This is a genomic window from Cylindrospermopsis raciborskii Cr2010, assembly GCF_003367075.2.
Taxonomy (GTDB): Bacteria; Cyanobacteriota; Cyanobacteriia; order Cyanobacteriales; family Nostocaceae; genus Raphidiopsis; species Raphidiopsis raciborskii.
Genome location: NZ_CP065936.1, coordinates 990,132 through 1,015,028 on the forward strand (window position 1 = coordinate 990,132; position 24,897 = coordinate 1,015,028).

A 24,897-nucleotide genomic window follows, 5' to 3' on the forward strand; every position below is an offset into this window, starting at 1 on the left:
TACCAGAAATTTGCAGAAAATTCATCAATTCTTAGCACTTCATGGCTTTTACCAGCAACTGGGGAATTTGCTGAGGATATTGGGCAACAGGTATTTGGGCATTACTAAAGGTGCTTAACTTAGTAGAAACACTGCCAAAATCAGGATCACGTTTGACCACAGTGGCAAAGTTGCCTGATTGGTGCCAGGATTTAGAAGGTGGTGCATGTCTACCAGCAATATAAGCAACAACTGGCTTATCAATAGCTGTGGATATGTATTTGGCAGCTACCTCCTCACTTTCACCTCCCGGTTGACCAACTAAAACTATTGCTTCCGTATTTTCATCCTCATCTAGAATTTGTAACCATTGAGAAAAGGAAGAACCTACAATTGCATCACTACCAATACTCACGCTAATAGACTGACCCAAACCAGCTTTAGTTAGTTCCCAAGCTACCTCGTAGGTAAGGGTACTGCTGCGACTGACAATACCTACATTGCCAGGAGTATAAAATTCACTAGGCTGAGTACCCAGGAGAATCTTCCCTGGCACAATAATCCCCGGACTATTAGGCCCCACAATTAGGATTTCGTGGTTTTCTGTTTTCCTCAGCAATGTCACCATATCCAGAGGTGGCACCCCCGGGGAGATAATAATGATCTGGGAAATGTTAGCAGCGATCGCCTCTAGTGCAGCATCTAACACTTGATAGGGATGTACACTAATAATTGTTGTATCAATTGTCCCGAAACTTGATACCACCTCTTCCACTAAATCAAAAACTGGCAAATTGTGTGCCATTATGCCACCATGACCGGGATCAACGCCAGCGACCAAATTAGTGCCATAGTATGATTTCATTTGGTCAATATGGGTTGTGGATATCAACTCCGAAAAACCTTGAATTAAAACTTTACTATCTGGCTTTAAGTTCATAAACTCCTTATTAAACTTAGAAAATTTCTTTAAAGAAAGTTAGTACAGCTATTTTCTATACACTTGTGATTTGGTTAAACTTACTGCTTCCTTAACAGCTACATCCAAATTTTCAACCAAGATGAAATTTTCGCTTTGAACTTGTAGGATGGACAGTAATGACTTCCTGGCCACTTGAAAATCATTACCAGCTAGGCGCATGACTATTTTGGGTAAGCGCTGGGGGAGGGTTTTCTGAGGAGTATTTAAAAAGCATCTAAGTTCTTCCAATTGTAATGCCATAAAATCAGTCATCACTCTTGGTACTTCCGAGAGTTCAGGAATAGTACCCAGCAAATTAATGAGAATCACCTGAATATTGCGATCAGCAGCCAAAACCCTTAGTCCAGTTTCCATGCGTTGACTAAATTTTGTCGGTTCTGTGTGGTTCAACCAAGAATGTCGTAAATTTAAGGAGACAGCAGGTTTACCTCCTGCAGCTACCACTGCATCCCAAGTGGTTAAAGCGGAACCAGTACCGTTGGCTAATATGCCAATTTCCCCTTGGTTATTCCTACCCAGCATATCAACCAACATGCCATTTATTCTTTTGCTCCCGGGATCCCGTGCTATTTTACTTGCTATGTCAGCTATGTCTGGATGACGATTAATAGCCCTTTCATTAACTCTAATTTTGCCATTAAGTGTCATTACTTGACAAGACGAACTTACGCCAAGAGGATTAATTTCCACTAAATCTAAGTCTTTGTGCAAAAACAAATGATACATTTTTGTCACAATGTCGCTGACGGACTGCATTAGTCCGCCCCTCAAACCCATGAGATATGCTAGTCTTCTGGCATAAAATGGGGAAAACTCTTGTTCCACAACCACGTATTGCATGTTCTCTCCGGGAGACTGCCAATCTATGTATCTACAGCCTAAAAGTACAGGACGACTAATAACTGTATCTAAAACTACTGCTAGGTAGAATTCTTCTTGAGCATTATACTTGCTCTCCGCTAATAAAACTTTTGGTAGTTCTCCACCAATGGGCAAGCTAAATATACTTTGAGCAGCTGCAATGGCATCAATGGTCGTTTCTACAATTTTGACTCCGCCAACCTGTGAGCGATCGTTGGCATACACCTGGGATTTCAGCACAATTGGGTAGGGGATTTTTAACTTTTTTAAATCTGTGGGGTGGTCAATTCTTTGAGATGGTAATACGGGAATTCCTATCTTGTTAAACCACTCCTTAACTTGATACTCGAGTAAGTCCATTATATATACCTTTTTGCGTTAAAAATTAATTTTATTTGATTAACGGATATAGATGTTTTTCCGAGTTCTACCATTCTAGGAGAAATACTACAAAGGTTTCAACTACTGGGTAAGAGTAAAATTATTTACCACGTATTCGATTAGCTGTTCTAAGCTTTCCTCGACAGAAAGTTGAGAAGTTTCTACCCGTAAATCTGGCGCTTTGGGTGGTTCGTAGGGGGCGCTGATTCCCGTAAAGGACTCAATTTCTCCACAGCGTGCTTTTGCATAGAGTCCCTTGGGGTCACGTTGTTCACAAATTTCCAGTGGAGTTGCAATATATACTTCATGAAATAGATCTCCGGACAGAATCCGGATTTGCTCCCGGTCTTTCCTGTAAGGTGAAATGAAAGCAGTAATGACTAGACAACCTGACTCCGCAAAGAGTTTGGCCACCTGGCCAACGCGACGCATGTTTTCTGCGCGATCAGCAGCAGAAAATCCTAGGTCAGCACATAATCCATGACGCATATTGTCACCATCAAGGACAAAAGTATACCAGCCCTTTTGGAACAAAATCCGCTCTAATTCGAAAGCTAGAGTTGTTTTACCTGATCCTGATAGTCCAGTAAACCATAGAATCCCATTTCGGTGACCATTCTTTAAACAACGATCAAATGGGGACACAAGATGTTCTGTATGTTGAATATTCGTTGATTTCATAATCCATGATAAATATGAGTGAAACAGAACTGCTTAATAGCTTTTTCCATAACCGTTATGATAGGATTGATGGGCAAAAGTGACGGGTGAGTAGGCGTTTTGGGGCTATATCTGGCTCCGCGAGCTCATTTTATTCCATTTTTGCACCTGTTTTATGGAGAACTAATTTTAAAGAAATGTAAACTAACCGCGATCATAGCTTGACTTACTCAACAAAGTTTGATAAATTATTTGTGTACCATGTAAGTAACTGTAACGTAACACATATAACATAATAAAGTCAACAATGATGTACTGAGCTTTGACGGTCTACATAATCTCAGTTCGTACAAACCAGACCCGCCTACCCAAGGTAGCTACAAGGGTCGAATGGTGAGGATTTCTCTGTCTCAATTTCAGGGTTTCAAACGCCAACTCATTCCCCAAATATAGAACCCCAGGCATTGCTGAATTATGGGATGATTTACCCAAATTTTCAACCATTTTTTAATGGTTTCGGACACTATTTTATCCCGCAAATATGCAACGCCAATTTTTGCGTTCAAAAAAAAATATATGCTAAGCTTTTCCATTGTTATTCCTACCTATAATCGTCATGAAAAATTAAAAAATTGTTTGGACTCCCTAGCTGGTCTGCACTACCCAAATCATCAATTTGAAGTTATTATTGTTGACGACGGAAGTTACAACTCTTTAGATAGTTTTGTTCAAACCTATCAAGCTCAACTAAATCTTACCCTAATTTGTCAACAAAACTCAGGACCTGCTAAAGCTAGGAATACGGGTGCTAATGTAGCAAAAGGTCAATACTTAGCATTTACTGATGATGACTGTACTCCCGATCCTAATTGGCTCTATACCCTAGAAAACGCCTTCTCTCAGTTCCCGATTGCCCTTTTAGGGGGAAAAACAATCAACGGCTTGCCAAAAAATTCTTATTCTACAGCTAGTCAATTACTTATTGATTATATTTATGAGTATTACAATATAGATTCTGCGCAACCTAAATTTTTCGCTTCTAATAATTTTGCTGTTGCTAGGGACTTATTTAACCAACTGGGTCAATTTGATATTACTTTTCCTTCAGCAGCTGGAGAAGACAGGGAATTTTGCGATCGCTGGCTATTTCATGGATATTCTTTACATTATGTTCCTCAGGCAATGGTCTACCATTTCCATGATCTAAATTTACCGAAATTTTGGCGACAACATTTTAATTATGGCTGTGGTGCATTTTATTATCATCAAATTCGGTCTCAGCGTAATCAAGTATCCATAAAGGTTGAGCCATTGCACTTTTACTGGCGGTTATTACTTTATCCATTCGGGAAAAAATATCATTACCTGTCCAAAATATTTCTTTCTGGTTTATTATTTATCTCACAATTAGCTAACATTTGCGGGTTTTTTAAAACCAAATTGGAAAATATTTAGTTTACCATCACTAAAAAAAATTTTATGAAAATAGAGCGAAGAGAATTTTTACAAAGCGTAGGGTTGGCATTAGAATTTTTTACTAAAAACGATTTTCTGTCGGTGAATTCATGAAAATTTTGCTAATTACTGATTATGCCACACCAACAGGGGGGGCAGAAATATTGACCATCGCACTAAGAGATGGATTGCGATCGCGCGGTCACGATGCCCGTCTACTTGCTAGTTCTGCTCGTCCTCTGAATGCCCAAAGCCAAGCAGATTACCATTGTTTTGGCACAACATCTAGTTTTCGTACCTTATTGCAAACAGCTAACTTTTGGGCTTTTAGGAAGTTAAAACAAATCCTGGCTGAATTTCAGCCTGATGTGGTTCACGTAACACTATTTTTAACTCAACTTTCACCGTTAATACTACCTTTACTCCAAAATATCCCCAGTCTTTACTATGCAGTTTGGTATCGGTCTATTTGTCCCACTGGTACTAAAATCCTACCTAATGGAACAGCTTGCCAAGTAAAAATGGGTATGGCTTGTTATCAGAATCATTGCTTACCTTTATGGGATTGGTTGCCATTAATGCTTCAAATGAAATTGTGGCAACGTTGGTGTAATGCCTTCGACTTATTTATAGCCCCTAGTCAAGCTGTAAAAGAACATTTAATGAAGGCAGGAATTAAATCCGTTGAGATAGTTTGGCATGGCACACCAATTCAACCCCAACGTCCCCCCCTGAGATCACCACCAACAGTAGCATTTGCCGGACGACTAGTCAAAGAAAAGGGTGCAGAGGTATTGTTAAAAGCTTTTGCTTTGGTAGTGCATCAAATACCAGAAGCAAAGTTATTGCTGGTGGGAGATGGATCTGAAAGAGAAGCTTTAAAACAAAAAATCAATGACTTAAATATTACCGCTAATGTTTTTATGCCTGGATTAGTGTCACGACTGGAAACAGAGAAATTATTCTCTACCGCGTGGGTACAGGTAGTTCCATCTCTGTGGCCGGAACCCTTTGGTACAGTTGTGATTGAAGCTATGATGCGTGGAACCGCAGTAGTAGTCAGTGCATCTGGTGGTCTGCCTGAGATTGTTAAAAATAATGATACTGGCTTAGTAGTACCATCTAAAAACTATAAAGCATTAGCTGCTGCGTTGTTGCAGATACTACACAATCGGGAATGGGCAGAACGGATGGGTAAAAGAGCAAGAGAAGTCGCTAAAACTCAGTATAGTCATGATATTTACGTAGATAGATTTTTAGAAAAATACCAAAAGATATGTTGTATGCGATACTGAAATTTTCTATATATATAAATATAAAAACATGAATTTGTTCACAGAGCTATCAATTTCGGTGATCATTCCTGTTCACAATGGTGGTGACAGTTTCCGCCAGTGTTTGTCAAGTATTAGCATATCCCAAATTCGTCCCAGAGAAGTTATTGTAGTGGCTGATGGCGATGCAGATAATTCTTGGCAAGTAGCAACAGACTGGGGTGCTAAAGTTATGAGAGTCAAGGAAAAGAGTGGACCTGCACAAGCGAGAAATTTAGGGGCAAATGCAGCTCAAGGAGATATCCTGTTTTTTGTGGATGCTGATGTAGCCATAGCTCCAGACACAATCAATCGGGTCAAATTTACCTTTGAAGAAGATGTAAATCTAGCAGCATTGATTGGTTCCTATGATGATGCTCCAGGAGCAAGTAATTTTCTTTCTCAATACAAAAACCTTTTTCACCACTATACCCATCAAAATGCCAATGAGGATGCTTTCACTTTTTGGGGAGCTTGCGGTGCGATTCGCCGTGATGTCTTTTTGGCTATAGGTGGTTTTGATGAAGGTTATCGTCGTCCTTGTGTGGAAGATATTGAGTTAGGTTATCGTTTAAAAGCAGCAGGGTACAAAATTAAACTAGTTAAGTCATTGCAAGTAAAACACTTGAAACGGTGGGAAATTATATCTTTAATTAAAGCGGATGTGTGCGATCGCGCTTTACCCTGGACTCAATTGATACTCCGCCAGGGGAAAATGCCTTCCGATCTGAATCTTGGTTGGTCAAGTCGGCTAAGTGTAGTTCTAGTTTACTTGTTTCTATTGAGTTTAGTTGCTTGTTGGTGGCAGTGGGAACTATTTATTTTTGCTGCCGTTATATGTATAGTACTAGTAAGTGTTAATGCGGCAGCTTACCGCTTTTTCGTTGAAAAGCGAGGTGTTTTATTTACGTTTGGCGTGTTATTTTGGCATTGGTTGTACTATTTTTACAGTGGTTTAGCCTTTGTAGTGGGTATATTTTTGTTAAAATTCTCCAAAAATACTGGATGGAAAACTTGAATTGTCACGGGACAAAAGCTGTTCGTCATCTAAATTTCTCATATAGTCTACACCTGTAAACGATTACAGCCACTAAAAAGTGCAGTTTAAATGCACGACAGCTTACTCAACAAATTTATAAAAGTTACGGAGAAGAATTTGTTTTGCTACAAGCTAATCAAAAGAAGGTGTTAATTATCGGTGCTGGACCTGCTGGATTAACAACAGCTTACCATCTGGTTCATCAGGGGGTTTATCCAATTATACTGGAACAAACTAATAAAGTTGGGGGTATTTCCCGTACGGAAACATATAAGGGATATCACATTGATATTGGCGGTCATAGGTTCTACACTAAAGTTGAAGAAATTCAGCAAATTTGGGTAGAGATATTGGGTAACAACTTTCAAAAAGTTGATAGACTATCGCGCATTTACTACAATGGCAAATTCTTTAACTATCCCTTAGAAGTAACTGACGCTTTATCAAACCTAGGATTCATTAAAAGTTTCCTAGTATTACTTAGTTACTTACAAGCTAAAATCAAACCTGATCCGGTAGAAGAAAATTTTGAACAGTGGGTGTGTAACCGCTTTGGTAAAAGGTTATATGAAACTTTTTTTAAAAGTTATACTGAAAAAGTTTGGGGTATTCCCTGTACAAAAATTAGAGCAGATTGGGCGGCACAAAGGATTCAAGGAATGTCATTAACAACAACAATTATTAATAGTTTGAAAAAAACACAACAAATTAAATCCTTAATTAAGGAATTTTACTATCCAGAATTAGGACCGGGGATGATGTGGGAAAAATGCCAAGAAATAATCTCCAATAAAGGGGGAACGACTTATTTTTCTACGGTAGTACATCAGGTTTACCACCGAGATCATCGGATTAAAAAAATTACTGTACAACAGGAAAATAAAACTTTTGATTTAGAAGCTGACCAGTTTGTTTCTAGTATGCCACTAACTGGTTTAATATTAGCGTTAGATCCACCAGCACCAAAAGCAGTTTTGCAAGCAGCAGGCAATTTGAAGTATCGAGATTTTTTGATTGTGGCTTTAATAATTAATGAGGTTGATTTATTTCCTGATAACTGGATTTATGTTCATAGTCCAGCGTTTTGTGTAGGAAGGATACAAAATTTCAAAAATTGGAGTCTGGCGATGGTTCCAGATAGAAGTAAAACCTGTGTAGGGATGGAATATTTTTGTAATCAAGGCGATCAACTTTGGTCAATGTCAGATAGTGAATTAATTGATTTTGCCAGTAGAGAAATTGTAGGTTTATCTCTATTACAAAATATAAATAAAATCGAAGATGGGACGGTAATTAGACAATTAAAAGCCTATCCTGTTTACGATGAGGAATATAGACACAATTTACAGGTCATTCAAGACTATTTAAAAACTTTTAATAATCTCCAAAGTATTGGACGTAATGGGATGCACCGTTATAATAATCAAGACCATTCCATGTTAACAGGACTATTAGCCGCGAAAAATATTTTAGGAGAGAATCACGACTTATGGGATGTGAACACAGAACGTTCCTATTATGAGGATATGAAGAGTTCACAAAAAACTAGACCCTGGACTAATCTCAACTCCTGATTGAACACAGCCTTAACCTGGTGCGTCAGTTATGTGATATTATTACTGCTCTGTTTGGTAGGTAACCTAGTATATGAAGTATGAAAAAATCAGTATCACGTTTCGTCTGAGCTGGGAACTTTTTGTTCGTAATATGGTGGCTCGCCACCGCAATAGTCAATTGGGCTATCTATGGTTGATTTTGTCGCCTCTGGTATTAGCTGGTACATGGATTTTCTTGAAACGTAGCGGGAATTTCCACATTCCAGAGACCAATATTCCCTACGGGCCCTATGTAGTCACAGGGGTGTTTCTCTGGCAGGGGTTTTCCCGACAACTTAATAGCTCCCTATCCCATCTTTCTGCCTTTCGGCACCTATTTAGTAAATATCACTTCCCATGGGAGGCAATCGTCCTGGCGGGTTGGGCTGAAGCCGTCGTTGAGTTTGCCCTCAGCATGGGTGTTCTCTTGGTGGTGCTGAGGCTGATTGGTTTTGGCACCCTCTCGACCATCCTATTCTCGCTACCTCTGATGGCAAGCCTACTGTTGTTAGGTGGTGGGGTGGGCCTACTACTAGCCCCCATCGGATTACTTTATGAGGATATTGGACAAGGCACCAATTTATGCCTGCAACTGATGTTTTTCCTAATTCCCATTGTTTATCCCATGCCCACGGAGGGAATAGGCAAGCTAGTGGTGGAGTGGAACCCTGTGGCTGTGTTACTGGTTGCTGCCCGCGAGACTCTTTTGATAGGCCGGGTTTCCATGTCCTTCCAGACCATCCTGGCCAGTTTGATATCTACGGGGGTGGCCATTCTGGCTTTAGTCTTTTTGAGGCTGGCCCGTCCCCATCTCGCCGTGAGGGCTGGCTGATGGGTGAGCGCAGTATACTAGAGATTAAGGGCGTTAGCCAGCGGTTTTCCCGCAGCATGCGCCATGCTTTGCGGTATGGGGTCTATGACATCTTCCAGCAACTCATGCCATCCCAGGGTGATCGGGCCGGACAGCTAAGACCTGGGGAGTTTTGGGCCCTACGTGATGTTAGTTTTTCCCTCAAGGCCGGGGAGTCATTGGGGATTTTAGGCAATAACGGCGCTGGCAAAAGCACCCTACTGAAGTTAATTGCTGGAATTTATCGGCCCACAGTCGGACACGTTCGAGTGAGGGGACGCATTGGTGCGATCATCGAGTTGGGCTCAGCTTTTGCCCCCAATCTATCGGGTCGGGAAAATATCCGTCTCCAGGCCCTGCTCCATGGCTACAGCCCAGGGTTATTACGTCGTCAAATGGAGGATATCCTGGCTTTTGCCGATCTAGGCGACTTTATTGATAGCCCGGTTCAGCACTACAGCACCGGCATGCGGGCTCGGCTGGGGTTTGCGGTAGCGGTGCACGGTAACCCCGACCTCTTACTGGTGGATGAGGTACTGGCCGTAGGCGATTTGTCCTTCCAAAATAAGTGCCTGCGACTGGTAGAAAGGTTTCGCCAACAGGGCGGGGCTGTAGTGTTCGTTGGCCATAATCCTTATCAAATGCAGGCGGCTTGTGAGCGTGGCATTATCCTCAACCAGGGTTGCATTCACTTCGATGGTTCGATTGTAAATGCCATCGATCTGGTGCTAGATGGCGCTGAATCAGCTTCACACCAAGACCCTACTTTGTCTACTGCGGGTCAGTTCCCAATCCAGGCGGCTAGTGATGCCAGCGCTTGCCTCCTCTTTGAGGTAGAAAGTACGGCCATTGCCTATCAACCACCGATCCCTAAGGCAAGGCACGGATCAGCTACAATAGATTTCACCTTGGTTGTCCACCGATCCCCAATCAGGCTGAACGGGCTAGCTGCCATTTTCCCTCAGCAGGGTTCCCATGCGATCGCAGTATCTATCAGCGATGCGGTGGTTTTATCCCCGGGTTTACAAAAACTGACGATGGCAATCCCATCTTTGCCCCTGATACCTGGCAGTTACCTGGTAAAACTCTGTTTGATCGATGAAAGTACTTCCTTTTCGCTATGGAACCAGGGTTGGTCAGATAGGCCGCTAGATTTCCACATCCCTGGAGAAGGATGTTCCCACGGAAATATCGCAAAGTCCCTGTCCTCAAAGATTTTTCTTGCCAGCCAGATTGATGTAGAAACCTCCTTACCGGGTGACAAGCGGGTTGAAGATGAGATGTGGCAATAATTTGAGAAAATAAGGGTGTAAAAAAATAGGGGCAAGGAAGCCCCAAAACAACAAAAGGAGCAGTCAGTGAATCGTTTATTTGCAGACCTGGAATTACAAAAACAGTTCTTGTCTACTGGATATATCCAGGCCCCCATACTCTCTAACCTGGAAGTAAACTACCTACTAGGTGAAATTAATAAGCTATGCCCCCATGATAGCTTTAATCCCCACCTGGACAAAAAGTACTATATTACCTACCATTGCACGTCCCTTGATAAAAACTTGGATTATAGAAAGAAGGCTTTCGATCTGATAAAAGATATCTTTGAGCCCTATTTAAAGGGTTTCATGCCCGATTTTGAAATCCTGTCCTGTAACTTTTTTATCAAGCCTCCCTACACAGGGATGTTGAGAATTCACCAGAACTGGCCAGTTCTAGATTTAGATGATACCAGCGTTACACTGTGGTGCCCTTTACAGGATGTGGATGCCCATAACGGTACCCTGCATCTCGTTCCTGGTAGCCATAAAATTCTTCCCCATGTAGAAAGTATAGAAGCGGCCGTTGGTTTCCCCTACTTCAAAGACTTCGAAAACGCCCTGGTAGAAAAGTATCTTCAGCCTATGATATTGAAGGCTGGGGAAGGTCTGATCTTTGATGAGTCCTTAATTCATTGGACGCCAGCCAATAACTCGAGTAGGCCCCGCATCGCTGTCCAGATTACGGCTTTCCCAAAGAACAAGACTCCCGTTCTATACCTACGTGACAAGCAGCATCCAGAACGATTTGAGAAATTCGAAATCTCTCCAGAATTCTATCTGACGGAGGAGCTAAACGAGCATGCTGTGCGCCAACATCCGCGCAGGAGTCTGGGATTTGTAGAGAACAAAAATCGCTCCATATCCGAAGCAGAGTTCATTCAATTACTCAAACAAGGGAATGAGATTCGTCATCAGATCTACGCCAGAAAACAACTTTTTAACTCCGAGGAAATTCCATGCGAAATATAATCTCGAATCAGAGTCAAAACTCCCATCTGATTGAGAAGGGCTATGTTCAGCATCAGCTTTTATCAGCATCGGAAATTCAGTATTTATTGGGTGAGGTTCGTAAGCTTTATCCCGAAAGTATGTTTCTACCCAAAGCAGATGAATCTTCTGATCCTGACATTACGACGAGCTATCTGGCTAGTGATATAGCCCTGCGGGAACAGGTATCTCAAATTATCCGGGAAACCCTGTCCCCCCACCTAGACACCCTGCTGGAGAATTACCGTATTCTTGCCTGTGGATTATTTGTTAAGGCCCCAAAGGGTGGATGGTTTGATCTGCATTATCACCCAACTGCTGTTGAAGATCTAAAACACTGGGTTATTGATATCTGGTGTCCTTTACAGGAAACCGATTTTTCCAACGGTACATTTTGTGCTGTTCCCGGAAGTCATAAAATCTTTCCCAGGATTATTGACTGCTCTCCCCAAGATCCTCCTTTTTACCAAGGCTATGCTGAGGAGATTCGTCATCAGTATTCGGTGGCGATACCGGCAAAAGCCGGAGAAGCTATTCTGTTTGAAGACAGTTTGCTCCACTGGTCTCCACAAAATTTGACAGATTCACCCCGCTATGCGATTCACTGTACCTGTATTCCCAGGGAAGCAACAGCCGTTTATATTTATCTTAATCCAGGGGATTCTAAATTTGAAATCTATGAAGTCACCGATCAGTTTTTTATTGAACGCACACCTTCAACCGAGCATGATAACCTGAAACTGCTGGCAATTTTGCCTAATAAAAATCCTTCCTACACCTTTGAGGAGTTTAAAGAGAGAATGGAAAATTGTAATACAATTAGGAAATCGATGTTTTGTTGAATTTCAAACCTAGCTAACCTTACCCATAAATTTGATTAGGTATAAACTAATACTTTCGGGAAATAGATATGCGTCAAGTTATTCGAGACAAGGACCTAAACCACCTGCTCCTCAAGAGAGGGTATATTCAGCAACCACTGCTACTAGACTCGGAAGTTAGTTATTTGCTAGAGGAGACTCAGAAAGCCTATCCTGAAAGTAGGTTTTCTCCCGATAAAGCCAATATTTCCCAGTCCTATGTCGCCAACAGTTACACAGATCAATCGGAGGAAGTCCGTGCGATTGGTCCTAAGATTATACAGAATATTTTATCGCCCCATATCGAGGATCTACTGGATGACTACCGGATTCTCTACTGCGGGCTATTCGTTAAAGCTCCAAGGGGTGGCTGGCTGGATATTCATTATCATCCAACCGTAGTGGAGGATTTAAAGCACTGGATCATCGATATCTGGTGTCCATTGCTGGATACAGACCTATCTAATGGCACCCTCTGTGTTGTTCCGGAGAGCCATAAAATCTTCCCAGAGGTTATTGACTATCCTTCCGAGACGGCTCTTTTTTGTCGAGACTATAAGCGAAATATTCGTGAAAAGTATTCCATTGCCCTGCCATCAAAAGCTGGGCATGGGGTGATTTTTGAAGATAGTTTACTCCATTGGTCACCCCAGAATTTGACAAATTCTGCCCGTTACGCGGTTCATTGCACCTGTATTCCTAGAGAAGCAATTGCTGTTCATATTCATTTTGACTCCAGGTCTCCTCAACAGTTTGAAATCTATGAAGGGACAGATAAATTTTTTGAAGAAGAATTTGGTAGACCCGTACCACGACCTGGGGATCTAAAGCTACTTAAAATTATTCCTAATCAGAATCGTCCCTACGGGTTTGAAGAGTTTCAAGAGCGCATGGGGAATGCAGCCCAACTGCGCCAAGAACTTTATCCAGATAGTTACTATGTTTCTCCGGTAGAATTTGCTAACCTGCTTCAGAAAGAGCAGGAAATGTACCGGGAAGTTCACTATCCTATCCCGATCTCTGAGGAATTAGCTGCAGAGCCTATCCTCATGGATGCGGCTACGCGGTTATTAAATGGTCCACCGCAGGAGGTACAACCCCAAACAGCCAAGATACCACCCTTACTGAGCCGCATCACTGCCACTGTCAAGCGGTTACTTAGGGCGCAGTCTCGGTCAACGCGGAACATTTCCCAGCCGTCCGAGGTGGTTCGGGATGTACGTTCCCCTGTTAACCAACATACCGTTGCCGATGTTAAACGCTACTACGAAAAATGGACCCGTAGCTATATCGAAGGTTTTGGAGAGGTTTTTCAGGGATCAAGACCCACCTCTACGGACGAATTGCTTGAGTATTTGATTCAATCCGCCAGGTTAGAAGATGGGATTAGGGTCTTAGACGCGGGTTGTGGAGTGTGTGGACCAGCCATTAGATTTGCTGAACAGTTTAACTTAAATATTGAAGCCCTCACCCTTGCCCAGGTGCAGGTTGAGGAATCTCAAAAACGCATTAAAGCTAAGGGATTGGAACACCAGATTAATGTCAGGCAGGGCGATTTTCATCACCTGGCTCAGTTGTATCCGGCTAACAGTTTTGACCGAGTCCTATTTCTGGAATCCTTATGCCATGCTGAAGATTATCGTCGAGCTTTAGAACAGGCTAAAAAGGTCCTTAAACCGGGTGGCTTTCTCTATATCAAGGATTTTTACGCCGTTGATCACCGTTCTTGCCCTGAGTTACTGGAGTTACATGCTAAAGATCTACGGGAGTTAAACCGAATCTACTGCCTGGTAATGCCAGATCTTCCAGGTATGGTAGATATAATCAGCGAGTTAGGATTTGACATCTATTACATGCGTAAGCCTATGTATGCCTATTCTCCGGCGGCATGGAAAAACTTTATGCGGCATACCAATACCTTTTGGGTTAGAGAGTCAGGAAAGGCGATCGAAGACATTGAATTTCTGGCCTATAAGCCCTTGAATTGATTATTCGTGTTGCTTCCAGGAGTTAGCTTAAATCCCTGGTGTCAGATTTTAAAGAGATAGAGAGTGCAGCCGTTTCACCACTAAAGGCTTTGCCTTTTTAAAGAAAAGAATTAGCTACGTTAGTGGATTTTGTCAACCGGTTAGTATCTCCTTCCTTAGACAATGGGAATCACAAGAAAATCGCCGGCACGGAAGCCACTTGGCTTTAGACAGGAAGTGCCAACCGCGAATTTATTCGCCTTGATATTTAACCGTGATGCGGATCTTCAATATTCCAGTGTTGTCTTCATGTTGTTTCGTGGCTGCTATTGACAAGTAAATCATATCTCAACTATACTTTTGAAATCAACAAACATTGAGGGTCGAACAATGTACGGATGCCAACAAGTTCTTATCAAGTCCGATAAATCAATAACAGCGATATTGGAGTACGTCTGCACAGAAGCTAAAAAGCTGACAAATTGTGGCGTTTACTATTCTAGGCAGATGTACTTTATTGAAAATAAGATTGGTGCTATTGTTTTTGGATGGAATAAAGGACAAAAAGATAGTATTGATTTAGGGTCTAAAAACAATCAGAAGTTTGTGCAAATTCCCACAGCAAGATTAAAAGACCGTATTGCTCAATTATGTAAACAATACGGAATAGATTTTATTGAAACAGAAGAATCATACACTTCTCAATCATCGTTTTTTGATTGCGACAATATACCTAAATTCGGTGAAAAACCCGAAGGGTGGGAAGCAAGCGGGAAACGAGTTAGTCGTGGAGTATATCAAACTTCTGATGGGTTCAAAATTAATGCGGACTGTAATGGTGCTGCTAATATTTTGAAAAAAGTAGCGGTGATGCTAGGAATTGATCTTAGCGGAATCAGTAGAGGCTGTTTAAGCCAGCCTCAGAAAGTTCGTTTATGGACTCTTCAGAAATCTCCGTGTCTTTAGACCGGAGAAGCTTAATGATTTTTATAACCTGACCCTCAAAAACCAAAGTATTGGATAGATGCCCATGTATAAATACTTGAAGATTAACCAATGGTGGGGCAACAAGATCAGTCCCCTAATGGCCTATGCCTTTCTGGGTGTATCTCATGATTCGACTCAACCGTCTGCCCTCTCCCTGACGGTGCAGTTACTGCTGTTTTTGCTGGCCTGTTTTGGCATTGCTGGTTTCGGTCATCTCTTTCTTGATGCCTTTGATCAGCGGGAGGATCGCCTGAACGGTAAGTCCAATGGCTGGCTGAGCCTAGGTAAGGTCAAGGCTAGCCTGGTACTTTCTTTACTGTTTATAACGGCCTGGCTGCCACTCTACTTTCTCCCCCATTGGGCCACGGTACGGTGGCTGGTGGCCGGAGAGTTTATCCTATTTATAATCTATGCCGTGCCACCTTTGCGGTTTAAGGAACGGGGCATGCCAGGCATTATTGTTGATGGCCTCTATGGCTATGTAATGCCTGCCCTTGTAGCTTGGACGATATTTGCTCCTGAACCTCAAGGATTATCAGCTTTTACCTATCCGGTATGCCTGCTGCTCTGGCTGCTTCCCAAGGGTATACGCCATATACTGCGTCATCAGTACTATGATTTTGATGGCGATTGTGGGGCCGGAGTTAGCACCTTTGCCGTGCGCCATGGTCGCACCGCCACCCTAAAGGTGATTCAAAACTATCTGCTGCCCATTGAGCTGCCGGCTATGGTGCTGGCGCTGACGGTGCTTTCCTGGCCAATGATTTTACCTATGATTGGCTTCATGGCCTTTTCCGGTTGGGAATGGAGAGTGCTGCGTCAACAGTGGCTGCAGCCCGTACCCCCGCCCCGTCTCTGGAAACCGATTGAATGGTCAGAATGGCTGGGTATGCGGTTCCTGTCTACCTTCACCGAACTCCTGCTACCCCTGCTTTCTCTATGGGTTATGTTACTGCGCCATCCATCCCTATGGCCCCTGTCATTGGTTTACCTCCTGATTGCCGGTTGGCCCTTAAAGCTCTGGTGGGGTGAAGTGAGTCCCCTGGTATTGAAACGATTCGATGGAGCCCAGCGATGACTTCCCAGGTCTTACTTCACCCCGTTATCAAGGTTCCGGCAGATGTCCTGGAGCGGTTTCGAGGTAAGGCATCGCTTCTAGCGACCGATCCTGTATACGCCCCCTATAGGGCTGAATACCTAAACTAAGGAGACGATATGACCCGACGCATCATTGTTAGTCTACCGGAGTGGAGTCTGGGAGGCGCTCACATCTGTGCTGCCAACTTGGTTCGGGGTCTACGGGCCAGAGGAGAAGATGCCCGTCTGTTGTTAACCGAGGAACACACCCCCCTGGTCAATCATCCCCGCTATATTCCACCGCTACCTGCTGATTTACCCATTGAACTGATTCGCCTTACCTCCCATGACCATTGGAGCGATGCCTGGATGGCGATTGAAAGGTTCCTGGAGGAACAGGCTCCCTGCATCTATGTTCCCGTTGTTGATTTTCGTTCTACTTGCATTACAGCCCGCCTCTCCTCCCGGGTCGTGGTTGTGGCAACCATGATGACGGACTATCGATTAGAGTACGAACATGTGGAGCGATTGGTTCGCCACTGGGATGCGGTAGTGGCTGTGAACTCAGCCATTCAGCGGCGGGCGGCCCTCTGGGTGCCCTGGCTGGCGGCTAACCTGGTCACGATTCCCATCTGTGTACCCATGCCCGGTGATGTACCCATCCGCTCAGCCCAGGGCAAACTCCGGTTGGTATACCATGGTAGGTTATGCCAGTACCAAAAGCGCAGCCTCGACTTCATCGATCTGCTTGAGCAACTTGAAGTCCGTAGTGTAAATTTTTGTCTTACCCTAATCGGCGATGGTGAGTGCCGTCCAGCCCTTGAAAAGGCAGCGACCCGGTTTATCTCCGATGGACGCTTGGTACTATCAGGTACCCTTCCCTACGAGCAAACCCTGGAGGCCCTCAGGCATCAGGACGTTTATATCCTGCCTTCAGAATTTGAAGGCACTCCCAATGCCCTGCTAGAGGCAATGGCCTATGGTTGTGTACCCGTGGTTTCCGACATCGAAACCCTAACGGATATCGTAGCCGAGGGTAAGACAGGATTTCGCTGTGCGATCGGAGATATGCAGGCCTTTGCTGCGGCTGTGGCTCGACTAGCCGCTGACCCGGTGGAACGAGTCGCCATGGCTGAGCGGGCCGCGACCAGTGTACGTCAGCTTGGCTACGACCTGGAAACCATGATTGATCGGTGGCAAGCCCTATTTGATCGCCTGGAGACCCGTACCAGACATGCCCGATATCGTCCCCGTGGCTTTATGACTGCCCCCCCCGCTACCTTTGGTGGAGTTTCAATCCTGCCAGGTGAGTACAGTTCCTTCGCACGACTGGTGAATCAGGTTCCCCTCTGGCCTGAACCCCGGACCGCCACTCGGGTAAGCCAGCACCACCGCCCCCATATCGCGCCCCTCAGTGAGCATCGCATCATTCTAGCCACCACAAAAGGTCGCATTAGTGGTGTTGATGTTTTTGCGATAAACCTAGTTCAGGCACTTCTGTCTCGCGGTCTAAAGGCGGAGATTTTAGTTACCCGTCCCGATGAAAAGGTTCCAGATCCAATGCCCTTTCCAGATCATATACCCGTACGTACCCTTGCTGTTGAACCAGGGAGCAGTTGGCAAAAACGATGGGCGCTGCTACGCCGTACCCTCATAGAACATAGTCCCTGCATCTACATTCCCAACTATGACTGGTACCATTCTGGCATCTGCGGTACTCTACCAGCAACTGTAAAGGTGATTGGTATTGCCCACAGCGATGACCCCGCTCACTATGCCCACTGTTTGAAGCTCGGGTCTACCTGGAACGGGATAGTAGCTGTTAGTAAGGTAGTTGCCAATCATATTAGGGATCTGGCCCCTGAGTTGGCAGACAGATTATACACTATTCCCTATGGTGTGGGTCTGCCTTCCTCTCCCATAAGTACCGTGCGATCACCCCATGCGCCCCTGCGATTACTCTATGCTGGTCGGTTAATCCGTTATCAGAAGCGGGTGTTTGACCTACTGTGTATCCTTGATGCTTTAGCAACCCGTAATGTGTCTGTGGAACTCACTGTTGTGGGCAGTGGTCCGGAGGAGCGGGAATTTCTCCAGTCCTCGGCCCAGTCCCTAGTCAGTGGCAGGATGCGCTTCATGGGGGGTATGGCGAACCACCACGTGCAAACGCTGATGGTACAGGCAGATATTTTTCTGTTACCATCGGCCTTTGAGGGGTTGCCTGTGAGCCTTTTGGAGGCTATGGCCCACGGTACTATACCCGTGGTAACCCACTCTCGTAGTGGGGTAGATGAGGTCATACGCCACGGTGAAAATGGTTTTTTAGTAGCCGTGGGTGATATAGATGCCTTTGCTAACTACATTACCCATCTGTCCGAAAACCCTCAACAGATGGCGCAGATGGCACAGGCAGCCCGCCAGACTATTGAAACCGGGGGATTTACCATTCATGCCATGACGGAGTCTTATCTGCACCTAATGGAGCAGATAGTGTCACAGCCCTTCTCCCGTCCAGTCACAGGCATACTTCCCCCAGAGGATATACGAGGCTGGCGTTCGTGGCTACCACCGGAGCTTCCTAGTCCAACTGTTGCTGTTCAAAGTCTGAGAAAACGGGTCGAACTAATATTAAAGGGGCTAGGATCCTATTTCTAGGGCTTTAAGGAAAATTACCTGCTAATACAGTTCATTAACCATAGCTAATTTCCATTACCATGGCCATATCAAAACGTCGCACCTTCAAAGATTCGGTTCTTCAGGCAGCCTTCCGAACCCAGGGCTATGTGGTAGTAAATTTGGATGAATCGGAGAAAATGAATCGCTTAGCTGAGGCTTATCGAAGTCTCTATCCATACAATCAGGAAGGTTGTGTATTTTCCTGTCATGATACGGATTGCAATCGCCGGTTCAAGGCACAAAACTTCGTGCGTCAAGTGATTGGGGAAAAAGCATCGGTTTTTTTGGATAATTACAAATTTGTCAATAGTTCCTTTGTTGCCAAATACCCTGGTGAAAATGGTGCAATCCCCCCACATACTGACTTCACCCTTGTAGACGATAGGTACTACTCTGCCGTGTCCATCTGGGTCCCTTTGACGGAAACCACTGCTGCTGCAGGACGCTTGCATGTATTACCAGGATCCCATCGTTATACACCCCTATGTGGGTCAAATCTTTTCAGAAAGTATACAGACATCAAACTCTCCAGCATGACAGAGATTGAGCTGGAGATTGGACAGGCTGTCTGTTACGACCCGCGAACCATTCACGCCTCCCCTGCCAACACATCATCGAGTCCCCGGATTGCCGGAAATTGTGTGCTGATCCCAGAGGAAGCTGACCTCTGGCATGTAACTTGTCAAGATCAGGACATTCTGATCTATGCCGTTGACGATGGCTTCTACAGTGGCCTAGGCCTCACAATTACTCACAAGCTATTGAGCAATTACAGAGTCATTCATGCGGAACACTTTGAAAGATTCGTCCTTTAAGTTACCTTAAAGTCTTTCTGACAAATGACAATGTAGCTTAAAGAAGTACACCAAACTATACTTTGTATTATTTGGGCATGAATTGAATAGGTAATAAAGGTAGGAATCAATAGAGTTAAGCAAAGCAAGATTAATACTAAGAGGTTAAATCTATTTGGTCTTTTAAAATTTAGCTCGATTATTGCTAATAACAGGAAAACTAACATCACATTATCATAAATTAGATGATAGGTCCATAGTCGACCTATTCCAGAAGCAATAGCAAAGAGAAAGAGCAAAGAGCAATCCTTAAATAAATAAAATAACCACACAGTAACAACAGTAGCAACTATAGCTAATAAAATTGTTGCTAAGAGTGGGTTAATTCCAAACTTGAGCAGAACATTGATTCCCGAATATCCTCTATCAACATAATATTGGGAAACCTTAACAACTTTCTCAATCATATAAATAGGAGAAACTTTTACAATTAATCCTATTATTGAACTAGAAACCACAATATATAAACAGCAAGCTATGACCGCATTAATTCTTTTCTTGATGATGGGAATAAAAAAGTAAAGGGCAGAAATATTTGGTTTGAGTAAAGCCAACCCTAAAATTAACCCAGCTGATATGTTAGCATTGCCCTGCAATAGCCAAAACATTAGTACTAATAAAGCATTGATAATAATGCCATATTGTCCAATACCCAGAGTAGTGGTATGAGTACCAAGTGACAAACAAGTAACTATTGTAAACCAGGCTTTTAATTTTCCATAGGGTTTGCCGATTTGATAAGCAAAAATGGCTAAAATAACTAGAGAGATGGCATTTAAAAGAACATGATACCACAGGGTTAATTCAAAAGGAATGGGTGGGAAAAATATGAAACCTGAGAAAAAAGCCCAAGCTGGATATCCCCCAGATGTTACAGCACCCAGTTGAGGATCTATCAAAGGTGAACCGTTGGTAATATCATAGGGATATAAACCATAATAAATATACCTTTGTTCTTTCCAACGAGTATATAAATCTGTAGATTGTGCATTTATTATCAATTTATAAAAACCTATGATAAGGTAAAGAAAACAGAGTATGCTTAAAGCTGCGGATAGGCCAAAGATAATTTTTGAGGGGGTAAGCTTTTTAAAAAACAGTAGTTTATTCATTCTCTTGCTTAAAACTGACTTCATGAGTAAAGATTATTATAGCCAACTTACTTAAAGCTGCTGCGCCTTTTTCCAGTAGCATTTCCAGTCTATCCAGTGCCATCGCACCCTTTGGGTAAGCTAAATATACTTTGAGCAGCTGCAATGGCATCAATAGTCGTTTCTGCAATTTTGACTCCGCCAACTTGTGAGCGGTCTTTGGCATACACCTGGGATTTCAGCACAATTGGGTAGGGGATTTTTAACCTTTTTAAATCTGTGGGGTGGTCAATTCTTTGAGATGGTAATACGGGAATTCCTATCTTGTTAAACCACTCCTTAACTTGATACTCGAGTAAGTCCATTATATATACCTTTTTGCGTTAAAAATTAATTTTATTTGATTAACGGAATAGATGTTTTTCCGAGTTCTACCATTCTAGGAGAAATACTACAAAGGTTTCAACTACTGGATAACAGTAAAATTATTTACTACGTATTCGATTAGCTGTTCTAAGCTTTCCGGTCAACCTACTCGAGGGTGCCTTCTCCGCTCTCCGCAAGAAAGGGAAAGTTTTTAAAAACCCCTCTCCCAGGGGTATTTCGGTCCAGGTAATAGTTTATTCGAGTGTAGTAATATCAATACCCTTAGCTTTTAATTGTGCTAGTAAGGTTTGATACTTTTGTTGTTCCTGCTCTTTAAGAAATCTTTCTTGTTCTTTAAGCAGTTTTTCCCGTTCTGCACGCTGAGTTTCCTGTTCTTTAAGCAGTTTTTCCCGTTCTGCACGCTGAGTTTCCTGTTCTTTAAGCATTTTTTCCCGTTCTGCACGTTGATTTGCTTGTTCTCGAAGAAATTTTTCCTGTTCTGCATAATTGCTCAACTCTACAGGACTAAGAAACCTACCACCGTCTGGATAATAGATGACTAATTCATCTCCCGTCATATCAAACCGTACATCCAATCTTGGACTAGTCCAAACACTAAAATCCTTAATCTCTTTAAATAAATTATTTTCTCTAATAGATACTTCTAGACTAATCCTATCTGGGTCATACACATAATACTCTTCTACTCCATGTTTCAGATAAAACAGCTTTTTTTTGTCCATTTCATCTTGAGTATTCCCGGGAGATAAAATTTCAAAAACCACCTGGGGAGGAATATTATCCTCCTCCCACTGTCGATAAGACCCCCGGTGTGCCTTGGGTCTCCCAAACACCACCATGGTATCGGGAGCTAGTTTAATTTTGTTGCTCCCCTCTATTGGATACCAAAATAAGTCCCCAGCTACAAACACATGTGGATTAGACTTAAATAGTATTTCCAGATTCTCTTTGATTTTGACAATCCATGTGAATTGTTTAGTGTTATCCGCCATGGGTTCACCATCACTTTCTGGGTAGACAATTTCAGGGACGATTGTCTCTCCAAGCTGATTTTTATTAGATTTTATCACCCCTAGTTGAGTTTTTGGTGGAACTTGCCTCACCATATCTATACCTCCCATTGACTTTGGTACTGACTCAATCGGTTTAACTTACTATAACATGGCTTCTGTAGAAATGTGTTTCGTACCCCCACTTAAAATTAATTGAGTTGATTAAATCTAATATCTTTACTCATGCTTGAGAGCGATCGCCTCCTGAATTATGCCAAAAAAACCATCTATCTAAATATCACGCTTGACTTACTCAACAAAGTTAGATAAATTAGGGTTATAATCATGTGCTGAGCCTTGATTGTCTTCATGATCCCAGTTCGTATAAACCAGACTCGCCCACCTAATGATTCAAATTCAACTCAACCTACCCGAGGGTGCCTTCTCTGCTCTCCGCAGCACCCCAGAGGAGTTCGCTCAAGAATTGCTTATCGCTGGCGTAGTTAAGTGGTATGAAATTGGCATGATCTCCCAATCCAAAGCTGTCGAAATTGCTGGCATCAGTCGTCAGTCTTTTTTACAGGCCCTTGAGCGATTTGGAGTTTCCCCATTTCAGACTACCTTAGAAGAACTCACGGAGGAAATTAACCGTGGTTAAGCGTTGGGTAGTCAATGCCTCCCCGATTATCAGCCTAGTCAAAATTAATCGCATACATTATTTACTCAGTGAACTGTGTTTAGAAAAGCTGATACAAGTTGGTTTACGCATTAGTCCGACTATCCTTGCTCATGCGATCGCTCTGGCAAAAGAGTAGTAATAAGCTGTCGTGCAGCTAGAACGTATAAAATGAGCGGTAAAATTTAACTTGCAGTTTGGACCCCGAGTGTGAGAACCTGCTGCATTTTGACAATGGGGATCTCCACATTGACATTTTCTTGTTGTAGCCAAAGTTTTAAAGCTGCTGCACCTTGTTGCACCAGCATTTCCAATCCATCCAGTGCGATCGCACCCTGTGCTTGTGCTAATTGTAAAAATCGGGTTGGTTTGGGAGTGTAGATTAGGTCATACGCGATCGCATGGCTAGGTAATTTATGTAGTTGGTCTTGAGTCACAGGTGATTCATCTGTGTTTGGGTACATACCAATGGGTGTAGTATTGACTAATAAGTTACTTTGAGGGATAAGCTGTGGTAATTGCTCCCAAGTATGGGTCTTTAGTTTATTAGTAAATTCATGAGCCAAGGGAGAATCTATCCAACTTTGCTCAAGTTGTTTTAATTTTTCCATATTCCTACCTACTAGGTGAATTTCTGCCATTCCCAGTTGAATACAACCAGCAACCACTGCTCTTGCTGCACCACCGTTGCCTATAACTACCGCTTTCTTTTCATGCCAGTTTTGATTGTATGTAGTTTGTAGTGGTGCTATAAATCCTGCCACATCCGTATTTGTTCCTATCCACCTCTCCCCTACACGAATTACCGTATTAACTGCACCTATAGCTTGAGCAACAGGAGATATTTCATGTAATAAAGGTATAATTGCCTGTTTATGGGGAATTGTGACATTAAAACCAACCACACCAATGGAAGCAAAACCAGCGATCGCCTGTTGTAAATTATCCGGTGCAATGGGAAAAGGCAAATACACGTAGTCTAATCCTAAGTGGTGCAAAGCTGAATTGTGCATCAAGGGTGATAGGGAATGCTCCACAGGATAGCCAATCACTCCCATAATTTTAGTTTTTCCAGTAATTCTTGGACAATGATCATATTCTTGGTCATTCATACAATTAGGACGCTGACATTTTTAAAAACTTGAGGTAATTATACTAGTTTAGAAGACAAGTAGGAAAAATACAAAGTAAGATCCCCCTAGGTTCTGATGGAACCTGGGGGGATTTTAACTAAGAACTAGGAAGAACTAGGAATTGCTGCCTAAACTAACTTTCACCACTTTGCTTTTTTCTTCTACCAATTTGGGTAAGGTCAGATGCAAAATACCATCTTTGTAATCAGCAGTAACATTGGTGTTTTGAACAGGTACGGGAAGGGAAATCACTCGGTGGAACTGACCATAATAAAACTCTGTCTTGGTTTTGTTTTTTCCCTCAACAGTAGTTTGAGACTTCCTTTCTCCGGTAATAGAAACTGAATCCTCTGTAACTTGAATATCCAGGTCTTTAGCTTCCATGCCAGGAATCTCTAGCTTGAGAACAATTGTGTCCTCAGTTTCAGTCATTTCTGCTGCTGGAACCCTAGCCACAGTATTTAAATCCTTTAAGCTAGTAGGTACAAAATCACCCAACAATTGGTTCAAATTACGTTCTAGGGTTTCTATTTCTTTCCAAGGACTGTAACGAATTAGTGCCATAACCGATTCCTCTGTCAATTTATTAGTAGTTTGTTTAGTGATTGCAAGAGTTTTATCAACCCTTTGACTATTATGTTATTCCTAGTTAAAAAAGATGTAAATTCGGCTCTCTCACTTATTTAATGATGATTACCGTACTTATAGTTTCCTAATATAAACGTATTCAAGCAAAAATGATTTTTGATACTCAACGGGATCACTATCAACTAGTATAT

Annotated in this window: 22 protein-coding genes and 1 pseudogene; 15 read left to right on the forward strand and 8 right to left on the reverse strand. The window is 42.8% G+C overall.

Translation table 11 applies throughout. The features are described 5' to 3' along the window. Positions 1-31: 31 nt before the first annotated feature. The 3 genes from C6N34_RS04545 to cysC form a co-directional block, all read right to left on the reverse strand. On the reverse strand, positions 32-919 hold the full coding sequence (locus C6N34_RS04545) for a succinate--CoA ligase subunit alpha (RefSeq protein WP_057178490.1): 888 nt from the start codon (positions 917-919) through the stop codon (positions 32-34). Positions 920-967: 48 nt separating this feature from the next. After that, complete coding sequence (locus tag C6N34_RS04550; RefSeq protein WP_115538293.1) at positions 968-2,182, reverse strand: ATP-grasp domain-containing protein; 1,215 nt, start codon at positions 2,180-2,182, stop codon at positions 968-970. A gap of 102 nt (positions 2,183-2,284) precedes the next feature. Next, positions 2,285-2,884 (reverse strand): adenylyl-sulfate kinase, encoded by a 600-nt coding sequence (cysC, locus tag C6N34_RS04555; RefSeq protein ID WP_115538294.1) that lies wholly within the window; start codon positions 2,882-2,884, stop codon positions 2,285-2,287. 555 nt (positions 2,885-3,439) lie between these two features. Here cysC and C6N34_RS04560 point away from each other — a divergent pair. The 13 genes from C6N34_RS04560 (at position 3,440) to C6N34_RS04620 (ending at position 19,800) form a co-directional block, all read left to right on the forward strand. Further along, positions 3,440-4,318, forward strand: a complete 879-nt coding sequence (locus C6N34_RS04560) for a glycosyltransferase family 2 protein (protein WP_115538295.1) — start codon at positions 3,440-3,442, stop codon at positions 4,316-4,318. 110 nt (positions 4,319-4,428) lie between these two features. After that, complete coding sequence (locus C6N34_RS04565) at positions 4,429-5,613, forward strand: glycosyltransferase family 4 protein (RefSeq protein WP_115538296.1); 1,185 nt, start codon at positions 4,429-4,431, stop codon at positions 5,611-5,613. A gap of 28 nt (positions 5,614-5,641) precedes the next feature. Then, the gene (locus C6N34_RS04570) at positions 5,642-6,649 is read left to right on the forward strand and encodes a glycosyltransferase (protein WP_115538297.1); all 1,008 of its coding nucleotides are present in this window, start codon (positions 5,642-5,644) and stop codon (positions 6,647-6,649) included. Positions 6,650-6,792: 143 nt separating this feature from the next. Next, a complete protein-coding gene (locus C6N34_RS04575) occupies positions 6,793-8,244 on the forward strand; it encodes an NAD(P)/FAD-dependent oxidoreductase (protein WP_181884003.1) in 1,452 nt (483 codons plus the stop codon). Positions 8,245-8,317: 73 nt separating this feature from the next. Next, positions 8,318-9,097 (forward strand): ABC transporter permease, encoded by a 780-nt coding sequence (locus C6N34_RS04580; RefSeq protein WP_115538298.1) that lies wholly within the window; start codon positions 8,318-8,320, stop codon positions 9,095-9,097. After that, a complete protein-coding gene (locus C6N34_RS04585; protein WP_115538299.1) occupies positions 9,097-10,407 on the forward strand; it encodes an ABC transporter ATP-binding protein in 1,311 nt (436 codons plus the stop codon). Before C6N34_RS04580 ends, C6N34_RS04585 begins: the two co-directional genes overlap by 1 nt. 66 nt (positions 10,408-10,473) lie before the next feature. Then, the gene (locus C6N34_RS04590) at positions 10,474-11,400 is read left to right on the forward strand and encodes a phytanoyl-CoA dioxygenase family protein (RefSeq protein ID WP_115538300.1); all 927 of its coding nucleotides are present in this window, start codon (positions 10,474-10,476) and stop codon (positions 11,398-11,400) included. Beyond that, the gene (locus C6N34_RS04595) at positions 11,388-12,260 is read left to right on the forward strand and encodes a phytanoyl-CoA dioxygenase family protein (RefSeq protein WP_115538301.1); all 873 of its coding nucleotides are present in this window, start codon (positions 11,388-11,390) and stop codon (positions 12,258-12,260) included. Before C6N34_RS04590 ends, C6N34_RS04595 begins: the two co-directional genes overlap by 13 nt. A gap of 68 nt (positions 12,261-12,328) precedes the next feature. Beyond that, a complete protein-coding gene (locus C6N34_RS04600; RefSeq protein ID WP_115538302.1) occupies positions 12,329-14,266 on the forward strand; it encodes a methyltransferase domain-containing protein in 1,938 nt (645 codons plus the stop codon). Between the two features lie 486 nt (positions 14,267-14,752). After that, positions 14,753-15,211, forward strand: coding sequence for a zinc ribbon domain-containing protein (locus C6N34_RS04605; RefSeq protein ID WP_236107409.1), 459 nt, complete (start codon positions 14,753-14,755; stop codon positions 15,209-15,211). A 64-nt stretch (positions 15,212-15,275) separates the two neighbouring features. Beyond that, a complete protein-coding gene (locus C6N34_RS04610; RefSeq protein WP_181884004.1) occupies positions 15,276-16,310 on the forward strand; it encodes a UbiA family prenyltransferase in 1,035 nt (344 codons plus the stop codon). Between the two features lie 593 nt (positions 16,311-16,903). After that, positions 16,904-18,964, forward strand: coding sequence for a glycosyltransferase family 4 protein (locus tag C6N34_RS04615; RefSeq protein WP_181884005.1), 2,061 nt, complete (start codon positions 16,904-16,906; stop codon positions 18,962-18,964). A gap of 59 nt (positions 18,965-19,023) precedes the next feature. Then, positions 19,024-19,800: a phytanoyl-CoA dioxygenase family protein gene (locus tag C6N34_RS04620; RefSeq protein ID WP_115538305.1), complete on the forward strand. Its 777-nt coding sequence runs from the start codon at positions 19,024-19,026 to the stop codon at positions 19,798-19,800. Here C6N34_RS04620 and C6N34_RS04625 read toward each other — a convergent pair. From C6N34_RS04625 to C6N34_RS04635, 3 genes and pseudogenes are all read right to left on the reverse strand, one after another. Then, complete coding sequence (locus C6N34_RS04625) at positions 19,797-20,951, reverse strand: glycosyltransferase 87 family protein (protein ID WP_236107411.1); 1,155 nt, start codon at positions 20,949-20,951, stop codon at positions 19,797-19,799. The genes C6N34_RS04620 and C6N34_RS04625 overlap by 4 nt on opposite strands. A gap of 113 nt (positions 20,952-21,064) precedes the next feature. Further along, positions 21,065-21,295, reverse strand: a pseudogene (locus C6N34_RS04630) (ATP-grasp domain-containing protein); the annotation flags it as partial. 255 nt (positions 21,296-21,550) lie between these two features. Beyond that, positions 21,551-22,423 (reverse strand): Uma2 family endonuclease, encoded by an 873-nt coding sequence (locus tag C6N34_RS04635; RefSeq protein ID WP_236107413.1) that lies wholly within the window; start codon positions 22,421-22,423, stop codon positions 21,551-21,553. A 292-nt stretch (positions 22,424-22,715) separates the two neighbouring features. On the opposite strand from C6N34_RS04635, the gene C6N34_RS04640 reads away from it, so the two are divergent. Together C6N34_RS04640 and C6N34_RS04645 are read left to right on the forward strand one after the other, a co-directional pair. Further along, on the forward strand, positions 22,716-22,967 hold the full coding sequence (locus C6N34_RS04640; protein WP_006275802.1) for a UPF0175 family protein: 252 nt from the start codon (positions 22,716-22,718) through the stop codon (positions 22,965-22,967). Then, positions 22,960-23,124, forward strand: coding sequence for a hypothetical protein (locus C6N34_RS04645; RefSeq protein WP_181884008.1), 165 nt, complete (start codon positions 22,960-22,962; stop codon positions 23,122-23,124). Before C6N34_RS04640 ends, C6N34_RS04645 begins: the two co-directional genes overlap by 8 nt. A 46-nt stretch (positions 23,125-23,170) precedes the next feature. On the opposite strand, the gene C6N34_RS04650 is transcribed toward C6N34_RS04645, so the two are convergent. Then, a complete protein-coding gene (locus tag C6N34_RS04650; RefSeq protein ID WP_115538308.1) occupies positions 23,171-24,097 on the reverse strand; it encodes a shikimate dehydrogenase in 927 nt (308 codons plus the stop codon). Between the two features lie 135 nt (positions 24,098-24,232). Further along, the gene (locus C6N34_RS04655; protein WP_096545286.1) at positions 24,233-24,682 is read right to left on the reverse strand and encodes an Hsp20/alpha crystallin family protein; all 450 of its coding nucleotides are present in this window, start codon (positions 24,680-24,682) and stop codon (positions 24,233-24,235) included. Positions 24,683-24,897: the final 215 nt, after the last annotated feature.